The sequence below is a fragment of the Solibacillus silvestris genome (assembly GCF_051967575.1).
GTDB lineage: Bacteria > Bacillota > Bacilli > Bacillales_A > Planococcaceae > Solibacillus > Solibacillus silvestris_B.
Window position 1 is genome coordinate 1 of the sequence record NZ_JBQCJW010000049.1, and the last position, 16,488, is coordinate 16,488.

The 16,488-nt window shown below is 36.1% G+C and carries 14 protein-coding genes and 1 pseudogene; 11 read left to right on the top strand and 4 right to left on the bottom strand.

What is annotated here, in order from left to right:
• Positions 1–222: 222 nt before the first annotated feature.
• Positions 223–852 carry a nitroreductase family protein gene (locus ACTHOQ_RS17905; RefSeq protein ID WP_440497500.1) on the bottom strand — a complete coding sequence of 210 codons (630 nt, stop codon included), beginning with the start codon at positions 850–852 and terminating at the stop codon, positions 223–225.
• Between the two features lie 293 nt (positions 853–1,145).
• On the opposite strand from ACTHOQ_RS17905, the gene ACTHOQ_RS17910 reads away from it, so the two are divergent.
• The gene (locus ACTHOQ_RS17910) at positions 1,146–1,709 is read left to right on the top strand and encodes a CotY/CotZ family spore coat protein (protein ID WP_440497501.1); all 564 of its coding nucleotides are present in this window, start codon (positions 1,146–1,148) and stop codon (positions 1,707–1,709) included.
• Between the two features lie 51 nt (positions 1,710–1,760).
• Here the strand turns inward: ACTHOQ_RS17910 and ACTHOQ_RS17915 are convergent, their stop codons facing one another.
• Positions 1,761–2,126 (bottom strand): dehydrogenase, encoded by a 366-nt coding sequence (locus ACTHOQ_RS17915; protein WP_440497502.1) that lies wholly within the window; start codon positions 2,124–2,126, stop codon positions 1,761–1,763.
• 12 nt (positions 2,127–2,138) lie between these two features.
• Positions 2,139–3,326 carry a ParM/StbA family protein gene (locus ACTHOQ_RS17920; protein WP_440497504.1) on the bottom strand — a complete coding sequence of 396 codons (1,188 nt, stop codon included), beginning with the start codon at positions 3,324–3,326 and terminating at the stop codon, positions 2,139–2,141.
• Positions 3,327–3,482: 156 nt separating this feature from the next.
• Between ACTHOQ_RS17920 and ACTHOQ_RS17925 the strand changes: the two genes are divergently transcribed.
• The 5 genes from ACTHOQ_RS17925 to ACTHOQ_RS17945 all read left to right on the top strand — a co-directional run bounded on the left by ACTHOQ_RS17925 (position 3,483) and on the right by ACTHOQ_RS17945 (position 9,722).
• Positions 3,483–4,241: a CsxC family protein gene (locus tag ACTHOQ_RS17925; RefSeq protein WP_440497505.1), complete on the top strand. Its 759-nt coding sequence runs from the start codon at positions 3,483–3,485 to the stop codon at positions 4,239–4,241.
• Positions 4,242–4,398: 157 nt separating this feature from the next.
• A complete protein-coding gene (locus ACTHOQ_RS17930) occupies positions 4,399–6,267 on the top strand; it encodes a hypothetical protein (RefSeq protein WP_440497506.1) in 1,869 nt (622 codons plus the stop codon).
• Positions 6,268–6,512: 245 nt separating this feature from the next.
• Positions 6,513–7,325: a CsxC family protein gene (locus ACTHOQ_RS17935; RefSeq protein WP_440497515.1), complete on the top strand. Its 813-nt coding sequence runs from the start codon at positions 6,513–6,515 to the stop codon at positions 7,323–7,325.
• 272 nt (positions 7,326–7,597) lie between these two features.
• On the top strand, positions 7,598–8,467 hold the full coding sequence (locus ACTHOQ_RS17940) for an aminoglycoside phosphotransferase family protein (RefSeq protein ID WP_440497507.1): 870 nt from the start codon (positions 7,598–7,600) through the stop codon (positions 8,465–8,467).
• Between the two features lie 349 nt (positions 8,468–8,816).
• On the top strand, positions 8,817–9,722 hold the full coding sequence (locus ACTHOQ_RS17945; RefSeq protein WP_440497509.1) for an NAD(P)/FAD-dependent oxidoreductase: 906 nt from the start codon (positions 8,817–8,819) through the stop codon (positions 9,720–9,722).
• A gap of 124 nt (positions 9,723–9,846) precedes the next feature.
• On the opposite strand, the gene ACTHOQ_RS17950 is transcribed toward ACTHOQ_RS17945, so the two are convergent.
• A complete protein-coding gene (locus ACTHOQ_RS17950) occupies positions 9,847–11,694 on the bottom strand; it encodes a serine hydrolase domain-containing protein (protein WP_440497510.1) in 1,848 nt (615 codons plus the stop codon).
• A gap of 422 nt (positions 11,695–12,116) precedes the next feature.
• Here ACTHOQ_RS17950 and ACTHOQ_RS17955 point away from each other — a divergent pair, with 422 nt between their 5' ends.
• The 5 genes and pseudogenes from ACTHOQ_RS17955 to ACTHOQ_RS17975 form a co-directional block, all read left to right on the top strand.
• Positions 12,117–12,644, top strand: a complete 528-nt coding sequence (locus tag ACTHOQ_RS17955) for a GNAT family N-acetyltransferase (RefSeq protein WP_440497511.1) — start codon at positions 12,117–12,119, stop codon at positions 12,642–12,644.
• Between the two features lie 176 nt (positions 12,645–12,820).
• On the top strand, positions 12,821–13,645 hold the full coding sequence (locus tag ACTHOQ_RS17960) for an alpha/beta fold hydrolase (protein WP_440497512.1): 825 nt from the start codon (positions 12,821–12,823) through the stop codon (positions 13,643–13,645).
• Between the two features lie 319 nt (positions 13,646–13,964).
• Positions 13,965–14,924 carry a serine hydrolase domain-containing protein gene (locus ACTHOQ_RS17965; protein WP_440497513.1) on the top strand — a complete coding sequence of 320 codons (960 nt, stop codon included), beginning with the start codon at positions 13,965–13,967 and terminating at the stop codon, positions 14,922–14,924.
• Between the two features lie 359 nt (positions 14,925–15,283).
• Positions 15,284–16,189: a UCP032817 domain-containing protein gene (locus ACTHOQ_RS17970; RefSeq protein ID WP_440497514.1), complete on the top strand. Its 906-nt coding sequence runs from the start codon at positions 15,284–15,286 to the stop codon at positions 16,187–16,189.
• Positions 16,186–16,329 (top strand): annotated as a pseudogene (locus ACTHOQ_RS17975) (DUF3267 domain-containing protein); the annotation flags it as partial. The gene ACTHOQ_RS17970 and the pseudogene ACTHOQ_RS17975, both read left to right, overlap by 4 nt.
• Positions 16,330–16,488: the final 159 nt, after the last annotated feature.

Below are 16,488 nucleotides of genomic sequence, written 5' to 3' on the forward strand. Positions count from 1 at the left end.
CATGTCGGACACGTCCTCTCATATAAGTTATTTTACTAACTTAGCTCGATTATGTCCATGACTCTATATTACATCCATCGTTTAGGTATCCCTATATGGTAGCATTTCCGTTCATTTGGATAAAGTATAATAAAATTATGCATTATATGAAACACCATATGACTATTGCATTCGAAATAAAGGTCATCCATCACATGCCAGGAAAATTTTCCTGTAATTCACTTAGCTGGAAAAACGGATAATTTGTTCGAATGGTAAACGTGATGAATTACGTGCCGGCATGGCTGGCTTGCCGATAGCGATTAAAATCATCGGCAGCTCATTGGCAGGCAGCTCATATTTTTTAGCGAATGCCGCTTTATCAAAGCCGCCCATTATTACTGTGTCATAGCCCATATCCTTCGCTAAAAGTACAACTTGCATAGAGATTAAACCTGCATCTAAATGCGCAATATTAGTTCGTTCAATATCTGATAAATTGCTGTACATAGTTTCAGAATTGGCAATCATCATGTCAGCGATATCACGTGGCATATAGCCTAGCTCAACATTTAAATCATTTATTTGCTTAGCATTTTTATACATTTCATTATCGCCTATTACGGCAATAATCGCCGACGATGTTTCGATTTGCTCCTGATTAAATCCAGCGATGCGTAATTCTTTCTTTTGCTCTTGATCATCAATAACAAGGAAGCGCCAGGATTGTAAGTTGCTCGATGATGGAGCGGATGTTGCTTGCTGTAAAATATGTTGAATTGTCTCACGAGGAATCGTAACATCCGGCTCATATTTGCGCACCGATTTGCGTTCTTCCATTAATTTTTCTAAAGCTGTTTTTTGTTGAGTCATCGTTTTCACCCTTCTTTATTGAAATTGGAGCAGATTTTATTTTAGTTGATTAGTCAACAATTGACAAGTCATGTGTTTTGTTCAGGGCTTTTTATAGAGGAAAACAGTACCCGGTAATTTTATATAGCGATCTTCAGATTACTGTGAAACTTGTTCGCCATTGGGGATAGTGGACAAACCAAATTTATTTATAATCATTCAAATTTCCTCTTAATAGGCAAAGTGTTCAAGCACAACATTTTCCCGTCCCATATGATAAAAGGAATAATTATTATTTATCTGGAGGGAAGGACATGTATAACCATGAAAAAGAGAGCAGTTATAATGAGGAATATTTTCCAACATACAAAGAAGAAGGACATTGCAAAGGCAATTGCCAAAAGGGCAAACATAAAGGCGCTTGTGTCGAAGAAATTCTTGAAGCAATTTTAAAAGCACAAAGGAAAGTTGAGAAAGAGCACGACAAGAAATGTTCTTCATGTGATGAATCGTTTGAAGAACGTTTAGAAGAGAAAGAGCATAAAAAATTTAGCAAAAATACAATTCCGATTATTCTGTATTGTGGGTGTGAACCATTTAAAGGTGAAGGAGTAACTGCTTGTCCAGTAGGGATGAAGGATAAAAAATTCGTATGTATTACTAGTTTTATTTTCAAAATTAGGGATTTGAAAGATAATTGCGCTGAATTAGAACTTTTAACATTTAAACCAAGAAGAGATCGATGCGGAAAGATTCATAGCCCCTGTGATCAAATCAATCATCAATATGTTGACGATCTAATGAAAACAGGGATTTGCATTAATGTTGATTTATCCTGCTTCTGTGCTGTTTCCACTTTGCCTGCTGTACGATTGTAAAATCTTTAAAGTCATAATAGGTGAACTCACCCCACAGTTCACCTATATAATTCACCCTCCGAAAACTTCCAGAATATTATCGACATCCTTTAAATCTAAATCGGTTGTTTTTGCCAATGCCATTTTCTTTGGCATGCGTACATATGCATTATTCATTTGATGTCTTTGCAGCATTTTTTTGATCTGGACTAATTCTGTTAAAATATCTTCATTTGGCTGCCTTTTTTTAATCGGATGAAAGTATTCATTAAGAGCTGATAATATTAAATGAATGAGGGTCTGATTTTCGGTATGGTATTCGATTTGATTAAAGATTTCTGTTGAAACCTCCAGTGTCTCACCACTTTTAACATCGATAAAACGGGGCGGGACTGTTAGTGCTGTCTGATTGATGTAATCTGTATATAATTTAGACATTTCCATCATCCTCTAATTTCTCACAGAGATTAGGTTTTCATTTTCTTGTTCTGCTTTTATTTGTTTCATTTTTGCAAGGATCATCAAGCCATGAACGTTTAATTTTTCCATATCTTCGGGGAAGGTTAATTGAATTGGTCGACCTCTATCAGCCCATCGAACGGCAACTTCCTGGATTTGCTTCTGTGCTAGTTTGGCAGCTCCCCCGACTGCAATATATCTTGTGGCTCCTTTAATTTCATTTGAACTGCTTCTGATTCGATCAAAATGTTCCAAGTACTTTATGGCCAGTGATTTTAATTGTGGGATAATATATTTGCTTATATCTTTTCGAACACCTGCAAAAGGCTCCACATACCATTCTGATTGTCCGGCAGCTAGTTTTTCTTCTAATTCAGCGCGTGAATCAAATTTATATAATTCATTTTTACTTACCTTTTGAATAATATTATCGAGGAATTGATTAACACCAAATGTTTCCCCTTCTACAGAAGCAACCGGTTTATTATTCTTGATCCCAACAAAATCAACTGAATCTCCACCAAGATCTCCAATAATAATCCCTTTCTGTGAATCCTTAACGAGCACATCATCTTTGACACCTAATGTCTCCTGATCTCGTGTTAACCCAATGTAAGCACAAGCACCTTCCGCACCGATAATGACATCTTTTACATACAATTTAACTGATAATTCCTTTGGTTCTGAAACACCGGGTACCTTGCGGAAAATGATTGTATGTGTCCCTAATAACCGTTGTCTAAACTTTTCTTTCATTTCCTTATATTGAGTAGTTGGCAGTGATACCGCTAACTGATCGATATGATAGTGTATTTCGGTTTCCTCAGGACTTACGCAAATGGCATGAAATGCAGCCAAACCAAATAAGAGAATATAAGTGCGGTCTTCGTCGACCTTCTGATTATTAAATCCGGTTAAACTTACATCACGTTGTTTAGTTGCTGCCTTACCAATATAGAATATTTCCCTTTTATCAATAATGGCATGACTTTTGAGTTCAACTATAAGACTTTCTTCAAATTTGATATCTCCCTCATCATAGGGTTTTTCATGGAATTCTTCATCGTATAAAGAGATTGCGTTTGGTATTTGGTAATCCCGATAATATCCATCATTGCATGACAGAGCTTTATACCAGCTATTCCCGCAATCAACCGCAAGAAAGTTCTTTCCTTCCATGTTTTCACTCACCTCTCTTTTCAATTGTATGCAAAACAATAGCCCACACGTGCCTGTACTTTTTAATTTCATGCTTAATATGATTTTAGGCAACCGCCCAAAGAGTAGGCATTTACCCCGCATATGATGCACTAATTGATATTTAGGAGGGGCAAGATGTACGAAGATAAAAAAAATGATGTATGTAACTTTCCATTAAGCTTAAATGAGTGTGAAAATAAACCTCATAAACCCAATGTAAGTATTGGGAAAATATATACAAAAGTTCCTGTTGTATTAGCTGAACTCACTCTACAAGCAAATTTAGATGCCTGTATTAAATTTCCGAAGCCTGTCTTGGAAATAAAAGATGTCAAAAAACAGATTAAATTAGTGCAATGCAGATTGCTTCTGCCAACAGACAAATTATTTGTAAAAGGGTTTGTGCGAAAAAATATTCAATATGCGAGCCCAATGACAGAGCCTGAGTGTAATTTAAAAACCCTTTCTTCAAGTATAAATTCCTTAACGGTTGATGTTCCTTTTAGTTGCGTAACGGAAATCAAACATTATTTGAGAAAACCTGTCCAGCCTTCAATCAACAAACGGAGTGAGTTCGATTTCTTAATTTCGGAATCATTGCCAAGCGGTTTTCCGGAAAAAGATGAATTTCTATCAAGCGATCTTTCTCAATTTCACCAAAACTCCACTCAATATTACAATGAATTACCATTTTGCGAGTTAGTTTCAAGTAATATTATTGAATGGGATGAAGCAATTGATCGAACTGATTTGTTAAAGGATGCTCCTATTGGTGAAGGTGTCTTTACTCAAGTTGAAGAAAAGATGGTCGTTGATATTACTTTAAAAGTACTTCAAAACCAACAAATCCGTGTGTCTTCAACAACAAATGACGATTGTGATGACTTTTGTTAAGGATTTAATAAATTCCAATATTTCCAGCTGAATTATAATACTTAACCTCAAGCAAGGAAATTTTTGATCTCATTATTTAATGGAGTAATAAGAAATCTTTAGCTTTTCTTAAGGAGGGGAATGGAGGGGATGTTTATGAGCATTCCTTTCAAAAGCGATGAATAATTTTCAAAATCCATTTGTAGACTCCGGCTCATATCAAGAGAAGGTTTATGATTATTATAGAAATCCTACTACCCCCCAAAGCATTCATTTCTCTTTAAGCAATAAGGGAGGATTCGAGCAGAAGGAAATCAGACAAAATCAGAAAAATAGTCAATATGACAATACAATAAAACATCCCATCTATATAAATCATCAATTAGAGAAAATAACCGAATCAAAACCAGTTATGTTTTCACCACCAAAAGTTGATTCGATACAAAAACCTGTGAATGAGGAGCCGATAGATGAGTTAGCATTTAGTAATGCTCAAAGCAAAAACCCGAAAAATGAAAAAATGGACAAGAAAGAAGTAGTTTCCGCTTTAATTAAGGAATTTTCTCATATGCTGGATGATACTTCTTCTAAAAATGAAGGATTTGCAACACTTCAAGAAGACAAAGTTGAGAATGATTCCATTTTAAATTCGAATGAAAGTACATCCATAAATGTTCATGCGAAAAATGAAAATTTCGAAATGCTATTTGATGAATTTCGTTCCATGCTAGATGAGCGTGACAATCATTCAGTATCTGAAGGAAAGGATATTGAATTATTGAATGAAAACAACGACACTATTGAAGATAAATTTCTCACCATGCTTTCAGAAAGCGATGAGTTGCAGGAAGAGAAGCGGTATATTTACATGAATGAAGAAGATGCTGAATCGTTGGAAGAAAACAACGACACTACTGAAAATAAATTCTTCACCATGCTTTCAGAAAGCGATGAATTGCAGGAAGGGAAGCAGTGCATTTACATGAATGAAGAAGATACTGAAACGTTGAATAAAAATAACAACACTATTGAAAATAAATTCTTCACCATGCTTTCGGAAAACGATGAGTTACTGGAAAAAAAGCAACAAAGTTCATTCACAAACTTGAAAGAGGCAAAATCAGATAAAATAAAGGATTTACCTAAAGTTGAGAAAATTCACTTTGTGCAAAGTGATAGTAATGAGTTGCTAGTACAGGAAAAAAACTCACCTGTTGACGATGAATTTCCTTCTACTCATGAAAAAAATAATAATGAAAAAGAATATAATATTGATGGCAAGCATGATTCATCACAACAAAAGAAATATTTACATTCACAAGAAAGAGAAGATACCGACACTCCCAACGATGAAATTCACTTGTGTGAAAAAAAACCTTCCTTTAAAAAGGATAAGAAAAGAAAGTATTGCATTAACAGAAATGAACCATTTAACAGAGCGTGTTTGAAGGAAGTTGACCATGGGCGGTTTGTTCAGGAAAACACCCATTTTATCGTGTCTGTCGAAAAGAAAAAAAAAACAACTGTCAAGATGGAAGTATTGCTGTGTAGATTAGAAACAGATATAGATATTGTTGAAACAATTGATTTGTTAATGCCTCTTGATAATATCGTAAAAGTAGAATGGACCATCCAATCGCTTGATTGTAAAGTTGTATTAGCTTCAAAGTCAGTCTTTCTAAAAGGTGAATTCGTTGCAGAAATTGAATTTAGCAACAAAGCTTTGGAAAATAAAATTCAATCATTGAAAGTCTCTATTCCATGGTCAAAAACGGCAAATATTAACTGGCTAACAGTACCTGATTCTCCTCATGGCAGCCAAAGTGAATTTATGTTCCAATCTCAGCATGAATATGATCCCAGTTTCCATTATGAATATTACCAAAAATTCGCAGAACCCATTCGTAGTCTATTAAATCAAATTAATTTTGTATGGCATCAGGAACTAAATTCAAAGGGGAAATATCTTCAAGTTAATGGTGTCGCTCAATTGTATATTCATTTCATGCAGGAACAATATGTTGAGCTGGATTGCTACTCGAAATAAAATTGAGTAGCTTTTTTGTGGTAGTAAGGGGGACAGGCTTTGTCTTTTCGCAGCTTGCAGGAATTTTTGTAACTTATATGTCATATAAATGTTTTCTGAAAATGAATCAGATGACTATTTTACTTGCCTAAACCCTAATTTCATTAATCCATATGTTAAGAGTGTAGAGTTTAACTCTAACAATAAATGAAAAGGAGGTTTAAATAATGACGGAACAAAATTATTCAAAAAATGATGGCTATTCAATGAACGATAGCTACGCGAAGCAAGCTAAAAATTGTAAACAAGAAGATTTTGGGGTTAAATCACATCAACAAATTCCTGTTTCTGATGCACCTGTCACTTTAGTTCCGACAACTCAAACTGCTTTCTTTAAAATTCCAGTAGTACTTGCAGAAAGAACTCTTCAAATTGTTGTTGAGTCAGATATTTCCCTATATCCGCCAGCTACCGAAATTAAACGAGTAAAAAAACATGTATTTTTAGATCAAGTAAAACTAGTACCAGTAGCATTTACCCGAATTCCTGGCACTGATTATTTCAGAGTAACAAGAGCTAAATTATTTGTCTCAGGGCATATTCGCAAAAATATTGAATATGCTTCCGCAGAATACAATGCACCGCTCCAAGATCGAATTGCAAATGTTCGGTTTACAGGTTTTGCAGAATTAGCAGGTACTGATTTCTTTAGCGCTCCAATCATTGGTATTTCGGAGAATGCAGAAGCTAATTTCCTTAACGAAAAAACTCAAATGGACGCTCGTTTAGATAAATATTTCTTCCAAAACCTTGTGAAGTACAATGAGCAGCCATATGGGGAGTTAGTTGCTGCCAATTTCTATGAACTTGATTTTTCACCACACTCCACATATCATGATGGATCATTCCACACTTTGCGTGAAAAAATTGTGCTGGACCTTACTTTAAAAGTTTTGCAAGTTCAGCAAATCACATTAGGTACAGGAGCAGCTGCACAAGTTCCTACTCTTTTTGCTTTGACTCCTCCTCCTACTGTAGCTGCAGAAGATACTACAACAACAGAAACAACAGAGGAATAAAAGTAAGCTAGTTTATTCAGTGGAAATTAAGAGGCATCCAAAGTCGTCTATCCGATCTTGGATGCCCTTTTTCATGTTTTAAGCTCTTAAAAACTACCCGTAACCTATGTGTTGCGACATATTTCCCGCATATTGTGCGGTGGTCGTTTGCTGGATTTATGTTCCTACTGCGATTTAAAATTGATTCACAACTATTGGAGGGGAATTCAAATTCCATTAATATAGATATATGAAAAGGAAAATTTACAATAATCAGAAAGGATGTGCATTCAATGTCTAGCCCTTTAAGCAATATAGAGTGGATTGGAAAAAGTGAAATTTTGGGTGATTTATTAAATGAGGGAGCTGCCTTGGTAACACACTCAATGGATCATGGATTTGAAGCTGAAGTAATAAAAATAAGCTCAGATACAGAAAGCTTTGTGCTGAAAGTATGGAGTAAACATTCAAAACCTGATGTTCGTTTCCAGTACGATTTGTTAAATATCTTTTTTGAACAAGGAATATCAGTCTCTAAGCCAGTTGGTTGGGGCATAAATCCAAATGGCGATAAGGTGTTGCTAACAAGTTTTGGAGGTATGCCCGTTCGTAAACTGAATAAGAGGAAAGTGATTGAAATTGCGAACATATTATCAGCAATACATCGAATCGACATTGAAAAAAACGGAAACATAAATATTCCAAAGTACGATTTCATTGACTACTTCTTTCCCGGAGTCAGGGAACACGAAGACATATTTAATGTGTTATGTTCCCTTGCTGAAATAACTGTAATGAAACAAGAGTGTATTATCCATGGCGATTACCATATAGGAAACATATTGGAGGCTAATGACCGGTATACCGTAATAGATTGGACGAACGGGCAATTAGGCGACCCTGTATACGATTTTGCATGGGCACTTATTTTAATGAAAATATATATTTCTGATCGGAATGCGCAACTGTTTAGTTCCGCATATTTATCCGGGAATAGCGTTGAACGGGAAGAGCTTGAAGCGTTCGAAGCGTTAGCGTGTCTTAGATGGATTTTGCTGAATAGAAAAGGCGGAGTACCTATAGGACCGAAAACAATGGACAAAGTAAAGAGCCTCATCATAAACAACCGATACCTGAAAGAAGTTAAGTTGATGGACATATGAAATATTCAGCATCTGCTTCGTTGGAATTAAAATGAATAATTTGATAGGGGAAATGGCTGCTTTATTAATAACGATAAAGTGTTTTTTTTAAAGCTACCTCTACTGTATATATTTGGGGACTATTTCGTATGTGAGCTGCTGCAAAAATTTAAAAGGAGATTCCGTATTTGACTATTTGGGGTCATATGGCGAATCCCAAAACAAAGCCTTTCAAATTTTCCTTTTAGCTTAATTCCTAAAGAATACTCCATAGCTTTTGGTTCAAAATAATCAAGACAGGGTATAAAGGATTTTATTCTATTTTGCAAACAACAATTCAAATATGAACGAAAATATAGGGAGGCAGAAAATGAATGCCCTTGATTGTATTGTTATAGGAGGAGGTCCATCCGGGTTAAGTGCCAGCTTGACTTTAGGGAGAGCCAGAAGGAAAATTGCTTTATTCGATGATGGGACGAACAGGAATCAAGCGACACGAGAGGCACATGGTTTTATTACCCGCGATGGGATAAAGCCACAGGAATTAAAAGAAATAGGGTTGAAGGAACTGCGGAATTATCCGTCAGTATCTTATTTTAATGCAACAGTTTCTGAAATAATCAAGGATAAAGGCAATGAGAGATTTACTGTCAAAACGTCCAATGGCCAGGAATATACTACTGAAAAAATTTTATTAGCAACCGGTATACAAGAGGTGTTTTCTATACCGGGCATAAGGGATTTTTATGGGAAAAGCCTGTTTAGCTGCCCATATTGCGATGGATGGGAGCAGCGGGATCAGCCATTGGTTGTCATTGCTGAAAAAGAAGAGCATGCACTCCATCTGGCCAAATTAGTATATAATTGGTCGCAGGATTTGGCCGTTTTGACGAATGGACTGCAACTATCCGAAGAAGGTGCGACAGAGCTGCAAAAGCGCAATATCAAAATAATAGGCGAGCCAATAAAAAACTTGCTAGGTAATGATGGTTATCTTGAAAAAATCGAATTTGAAACAGGGGAAACACTGATAAGATCAAGAGGATTTGTAGCTCCAATTTATTATCGCCCAAATCAGTTTGCGGAGAAGCTTGGTTGTGAAGTGCATGAAGACGGAAAAGTGATAACGGATGGTGTTGGCAGAACAACGCAAAAAAATATATATATTGCAGGGGAAACGGAAAAATCCAGACCCTCTTCATTGATGATTTCAGCCGCCAAGGGGAATAAAGCTGCAGTATCCGTAAATACCGATCTTACTATGGAACGTTTTTAAGTGCTTAAAAATTATAGGGAACTAAATAAAATGAACGGCCAGGTTCTTTTATAACAGCACCTGGCCAACTGAACGGTTTCGTGATTATCTTCTTTAAGCGGGAACTGCAAAACCAAGAATTAAATTAATAATAAAGCTCCCAGCCGAAAATTAGGATGACAAGCAACAGTGACGGGAGAAAGGAAAAGGCATAGCGAATTTTTTTTCCACGTGTTGACGTCAATTTCCTCCAATCGATTAATAAGGCAACTAGACAGATCACTATTATAGCGATATATGCGTAATTCACCCAAAAGTGGATTTTTAAGGATGTATAAGAAGCATAATTCAATGTTCTGTAAGCTAAAACAATTACATTTATAACAGGGATAATATTCGCAAAAAATAAGAGGATTTCCCATTTTCCAATGAATGGAACACGAGTTGCCTTTTTACGATTCTTAATCGTTTTAATTAACGCGATCAGTAAAAAAATGAGCATATATAGCCCGCTGAAAGCTACCGATACGATGCTGAATATATTAAAAAATTTCATATTTTGAGAGGCAGGCAGAATATCGCTTGTCGGCATTGAAATCTTTTCCACTTTGCCACCATTCATCGTAACGTGAAAATTTACTTTAAAATCATCTGTAGATTTATAAAGATAAGGAGCGATCTGTTCGAATGTCATTCCAAAAATATTGAATTTATTTTGTGCTTCCGCTTCAAGTTTCCCAATGCTTAGCGCCCCGTACAGTTTTGTAAAGCCTTTATGGGGCAGCCTTGCCATAGTGTAGCTTCCTTCAAGCTCCTTCGCATTTGGCAGTGTTTGATTGCCATTTGCAGCAGAATATTCCCCGTACAGAAGTGTCGGCAATCCATAGCTCAGTCCTGCTTCAGCCATCTGATTGGTCATGACAATTACACCCAGCTTCTCTTCGGCAGAAAAGGTGAAATTGCTAGAAAAACTTTCCGTATTTCCCGCGTGCTCCAATACATTTACGGTATATAGCCCTTCCCAAAAGCCATGCGAATTCCGCGGTAAGCCATCATCATAGAAATCAGTTGTCGTCAGCATTTCCTCCAATGTATGATTGTTTTGAAATAATGGACTATCCTCGCCATCTGCCGGCATAAGGGCCATCATAAATTTCGCTGCATCCTCTATTGTGCCAATTGCACTGCCAGCTGGATACAAACCGATAAAGGCACGTTCATTTTTTGAAATACTGAATTCACCGTCGCTGCCGACAATATATCCAAAGATTGCATCCCTATTTGCTGATACATTTGAATTATCTTCCTGTGTAGGGTGAATCGCTGTATCCCTCATATCCAAAACAGAAAATATATGTTCATTTACATATTCATAAAATGGCTGTGCTGCCAGCTGTTCTACAATAAAGCCGGCGAGTGCTACGCCAAAGTTCGAATAGGAAACTACACTTCCCGGTTCATGCACTTGATAAGGCTCGGTAATGTGAAGCATCTCTTCCAAGGGCTTTATTTCATTTGCCGACATATAAAATAAATCTGTAAATTTCTCTTCCCACCCAGCATCATGGTGCATAAGGTTCAGCATCGTGATGGGGGCTTCAAATTGCTGTTTTGTTAAAAAACCGTCCGGCAAATACGCACGGATATCTTCAGTCAATTCCAGCTTTCCCTGCTCTACAAGCTGCATCACACTGGTCCATACTAAAAGCTTCGTAACAGAACCCCATTCAAAAACAGTATCTGGAGTGACTTTTATCTGATTTTCAACATCTGCATAGCCATAGGACGTATTCATGAAAATTTTACCGTCCTTCACAATCAGCACATTTGCTCCTGCTGCAGATTTCCCGATATAGTTAGAAGCATATTCCTCAACACGGTCCTTTAGTTCAGTATAAGGAATCCCTGAAGGTGCCGACAGCTCCTCTTTTGCGGAAGCAATTGATGCAGAACAGAGCACCAATGCCAATACGATTAAAATTACTTTCCTCATATTTACTCCCCTTTCCTCCTTAATATCAGTACATTTAAAAAATCAAATTATTCCATTATTTACTTTTATTATACTCTAAATAGGAATGGGAAAATGAAATACTACTAAAATTTCCCTAATACTCTGCTCAATGTATTTGCTTAGAGTGTGGGAAAGGGTATTCAAAGTTAAATATCCTTTCTTTTTAAATAACAACAAAACGTCCGTTTACTTAAACATTCAAGTTGAAGTTCCATTTTTACGGGAGCGAAGGAGATTATTTTGAAACCGTTAAATGAAGTACAGCCTTTTCCTTGGCGTAAATCATAATTATTTTAAAATGCTTTTGACTACGATATAGTTGCCAAGTTTTTTATTAATGGCTTTCTGGTTTTTATGATATGGAAAAACATGTTAAAATCAGAGGGGGAGGAGAGATGTGAATGTCAACTATTCAGCTTATTGCACCAACGCTAGCGCATAAATCACAAATAGAAGCTTATAGAGAAGAATTTCCATACAGTCCAAATGGAATTGAAGGCAGTTCTGAGCTTATTTTAGCAAATAGTATTGAAAATTGGCTTAGCCAAGTTGAAAAAAATCGGCATTGGGATACTGTGCAGGAAGGTTGGATGCCAGCAGAGCAGTATATTGCAGTCGATACTACAAATAATACAATTGTCGGAATGCTAAATTTCCGAAAAGAATTAAATGAATACTTATTGAATTATATCGGTCATATCGGCTATTCAATTGCACCGAGCAAAAGACGTCAAGGATTAGGCACATTAATGCTGCAACTCGCTTTAATCGAAGCAAAGAGCTTTCGATTAGATAAGGTGCTTATAACATGCACAGATGATAATATTGCTTCTATTGGAGTAATCGAAAATAACGGTGGCATATTGGAGGATAAACGCCTAGATCCAGGTGATCAAAAATTAACAAGAAGATATTGGATAACATTGTAGGCCCCCTCCATATACAACTATATATTCTAACTAAGAAGTAAGATTTTGAACGGGTAAAATCTTTTTGCCGGGCGGCTGAAGTAACATAGCTAGTCATTGGGGTTAAAAGTAAGATAACGTAAGAACTTTTTTTATCACCTTAAAAAATTTTGTTATTTAAGAAGGAGGGATTGAATATGGCATTCTGTAAAGTTCGTCAAGCAGAAATATATTATGACGAGTTTGGGGAGGGTATACCAATCTTGATGATTCACGGTTATTCTCCCGATCATAGATTAATGACTGGATGTATGGAACCTATATTTAAAAAGACGGATGGGTGGAGACGCATTTATATTGATCTACCGGGTATGGGATTAACAAAAAATTATCATGACATTACTAGTTCTGATGAAATGCTGGAAGCAGTTTTAGAATTTATTCGAGCTGTAATTCCTAATCAAGAATACATAATTGCAGGAGAGTCTTATGGTGGCTATATAACTAGGGGCATCATTCAAAAGCAAAAAGAAAAGGTGCTTGGAGCAGCTTTTATTTGTCCTGTTATTATTCCTTCCCCAGAAAAAAGAACAGTTGAAAAACATAAAATATTGAAAACAGATGATAGATTTATTAAAAAATTATCAAAGGAAGAATTAGATGATTTTAGGAACAATAATGTTGTACTTGATGAATATACATGGTTAAGGTACAACGAAGAAATTTTAAGTGGGTGTAAGGTTGGAGATGAAGAGTTTCTAAATAAGGTAAAGAAAAAATATAGTTTTACTTTTGAAATTGATCAGACTGATTTTAATAAACCTAGTGTATTTCTCTTAGGGAGACAAGACTCTTCTGTTGGATACAAAGATGCACTGGAATTAATAAATAAGTATCCAAGGGGGACATTTGCTACTTTAGATAAAGCGGGCCACAATCTGCAAATTGAACAACCACAACTTTTTAATCATTTAGTAACAGAATGGTTGGATCGAATTGAGGAATCCATTAATCATAATTGACTATCTTAAGTTAAGTTGGAAAAAGGATATAGTTAAACTAACGAAGAAGTGGAACACAGCCTGTACAATAAACTTCCGGTATCCTCATATTGCCAAATGCATTTCCAATATTATGTATCGGTGAAGTTACTATATATGAATAGTGTTAAATAAAAAGCAGGCATTTTAGAAACGGTCTAATATTTCTAAAAGCCTGTTTTTGCTGTTTTATCCTGGATAAATCAATATAAATTATTAGATGTGGAATGGCTAGCTTGAGAAAAATAGCTATTGAAAAAATTTTTATATCAAATTATCTTATGGATGAGGAGGCGATAGGTTGGAGCGAATAGAGCGTCTTATAAATAATGAATACAACAATATTACAGGGATTGTTGTTTTGAAAAATGGGAATATGGAATATGAGCAGTATTTTAATGGATACAGCCAAAATGATACGGTTCACATTGCTTCGGTAACAAAGAGCATTACATCTGCTCTTATAGGGATAGCTATCGATAAAGGTTATATTAGCAATGTTGAACAACGTGTATTGGACTTCTTTCCGGATTATAAAATCAAGCGTGGAGAAAAAACGATTCAAAATGTTACGATAAAGAATTTGCTGACAATGACAGCACCGTATAAATACAAAAGTGAGCCATATACGAAGGTATATACAAGTGATGATTGGACAAAAGCGGCATTGGATTTGTTAGGCGGTAAAGGTAGTATTGGAGAGTTTAAGTACACTACTGTCGGTATGCAAATTTTGGCTGGGATTATTGAAAATGCAACAGGGCAAACAGTCACTGACTTTGCTGATGAAAATCTTTTTGGACCGCTTGAAATAAAAGTGCCTCATAATAAAGATATTAATAATAAGGAAGAATATTTAGCATTTCTTAAAGATAAATATGTTAACGGATGGGTTGTGGATCCTAAAGGGGTAAACACTGCAGGCTGGGGGCTCGCATTAACAACTCGGGATATGGCTAGTATTGGACAGTTATATTTGAATAATGGTTTGTGGAAAGGAAAACAAATTATTTCCTCGCGGTGGGTTAAAGATAGTATTAAAGCGAAGAGTAGTTGGGGTATGCTTTTGTTTGGTTACTTATGGTGGATTATTGATGAAGGTGAGTATAATGGATATGCAGCATTGGGGGATGGTGGAAATGCGGTTTTTGTCATTCCTGATAAACAATATGTTATTGCTATTGCTTCAAGTTTTATGCCACGGGCCAAAGATAGAATTGAGTTAATCAGGAAATATCTCATACCTTTACTTGATAATTAATGAAGGTTTTAGGCCAATCACTTAAACTAGCCTGTTCCCCATATGCTGTCGCATAGTTAAAACTAGTGAAATAGATTTAAACTAGCTGTTTCGGAAATCTTGTTATGGTCGGATTTTGCGGCACGGCTATTTTGTTTGCGAATATTTGAGGGAGTTGTTAGAATTTGTTAACATTAACATCATACAGTTTATCGATTGCAGTGGATCATCTGTATTTTTTGCCTCCGGTACAGACAATGTTAGCTAAACAATTGCAAGTGGCTCAATTATGATCGGAAGTCGAGAGCTTTCATCTACATGGGCTCTCTTTTTGTATTCATTCCTATTGAAACGCATTTAATTAAGAACGGGGGGATTAGATGAAGTGGTTACTCCTGCTTGCAGTTTTTATTTGTGTAATTTTATTTATACGTAAAAAACGCTCATTTAAATTTGGTTTACCGCCAAAATTATTAGAGGTAAAACGGATGAAAGGATTAAAAAAGTTAAGCGATAATCTGGAGCAATCTCTTAGTAATAGTTTTCTGGAAAATGTGGAAGAGCGGGTACGGAGGGAGAACAGGCTAAAAGAGTATGAGTACGAGTGGCGTCTCATGGATTTGAAACGTTACTTCATATTGACATCCCTTTTAAAAGAGTCGCCAATGTTCAGTGAGAAAGTAGATGAACTATGGCATCAGATGCTCATGTTTACCCGTGAATATGATGAGTTTTCAAAAAAATATTTAGGAACAACACTTCATCATAGCCCAAATATTAATGTGGAACCTGATCCGGATTTACGCGGATTTTTTGACTGGGTGTATGCTGAGCTTTTTTATATAAGAAAGGAGAACATCCGTCTTTATAATGGCTTTTTCAGAAACCCTGTACATCCAAACATCATAGATGAATTTAAACAATTAAGCGAAGATGAACTGATAGACATTTATTTTAAGAGTGATGGCCAGTATATGACTACTATCCTCGCGCTTATTTCATCCATGAAAAAGACAGCTAATAGAGTGAAAAATCATGACAAAAATACTATTCGGAATATGATGAAAAAAAGCAAAGCCGAGCAAAACTACAACGCAATGCTCGTGCCTTTCATTTCGGTTTCTTATTTTCATTATGATGAGTTTTCAAGTTATATGAAAATTAGCAGCAGCAGCTCATCAAGTTGCACTAGTTGCGGGTCCGCAAGCTTCTGCCTCTCCTGCACATCCGATAGTTCCTGCTCATCTGGCAGTTCCTGCTCAAGCTGCGGCGGGGGCGGGGATTAATAAATGGATTTGCATCAGGAAGTATGAAATCAATTTTGCTATGGATATCTTCTTCTGATATTATCAACTCCTGTTTAATTTTGACTAAACCGAAGAACTCAATATTTTACAGAGGTTATTATCGGGTAGAAAAGAAATGAACATCCTAAAATCATCAATTGTATAGTTACGGGTCAGTTTAATGAGAAGAACGAATCTCCAGCAGGAATCCGTTCTTTTTTCGTAAGCCCGAAATATAAAAAATAGCGCACCTTCACGGTACGCACGACGAACGGCCAGCTAACTGAAATTTTTTTCAG

Excerpts from the sequence above, each read along its gene's own strand:
- ACTHOQ_RS17905 (WP_440497500.1), bottom strand. The coding sequence starts at position 852 with ATGACTCAACAAAAAACAGCTTTAGAAAAATTAATGGAAGAACGCAAA.
- ACTHOQ_RS17910 (WP_440497501.1), top strand. The coding sequence starts at position 1,146 with ATGTATAACCATGAAAAAGAGAGCAGTTATAATGAGGAATATTTTCCA.
- ACTHOQ_RS17915 (WP_440497502.1), bottom strand. The coding sequence starts at position 2,126 with ATGTCTAAATTATATACAGATTACATCAATCAGACAGCACTAACAGTC.
- ACTHOQ_RS17920 (WP_440497504.1), bottom strand. The coding sequence starts at position 3,326 with ATGGAAGGAAAGAACTTTCTTGCGGTTGATTGCGGGAATAGCTGGTAT.
- ACTHOQ_RS17925 (WP_440497505.1), top strand. The coding sequence starts at position 3,483 with ATGTACGAAGATAAAAAAAATGATGTATGTAACTTTCCATTAAGCTTA.
- ACTHOQ_RS17930 (WP_440497506.1), top strand. The coding sequence starts at position 4,399 with ATGAATAATTTTCAAAATCCATTTGTAGACTCCGGCTCATATCAAGAG.
- ACTHOQ_RS17935 (WP_440497515.1), top strand. The coding sequence starts at position 6,513 with ATGAACGATAGCTACGCGAAGCAAGCTAAAAATTGTAAACAAGAAGAT.
- ACTHOQ_RS17940 (WP_440497507.1), top strand. The coding sequence starts at position 7,598 with ATGTCTAGCCCTTTAAGCAATATAGAGTGGATTGGAAAAAGTGAAATT.
- ACTHOQ_RS17945 (WP_440497509.1), top strand. The coding sequence starts at position 8,817 with ATGAATGCCCTTGATTGTATTGTTATAGGAGGAGGTCCATCCGGGTTA.
- ACTHOQ_RS17950 (WP_440497510.1), bottom strand. The coding sequence starts at position 11,694 with ATGAGGAAAGTAATTTTAATCGTATTGGCATTGGTGCTCTGTTCTGCA.
- ACTHOQ_RS17955 (WP_440497511.1), top strand. The coding sequence starts at position 12,117 with ATGTCAACTATTCAGCTTATTGCACCAACGCTAGCGCATAAATCACAA.
- ACTHOQ_RS17960 (WP_440497512.1), top strand. The coding sequence starts at position 12,821 with ATGGCATTCTGTAAAGTTCGTCAAGCAGAAATATATTATGACGAGTTT.
- ACTHOQ_RS17970 (WP_440497514.1), top strand. The coding sequence starts at position 15,284 with ATGAAGTGGTTACTCCTGCTTGCAGTTTTTATTTGTGTAATTTTATTT.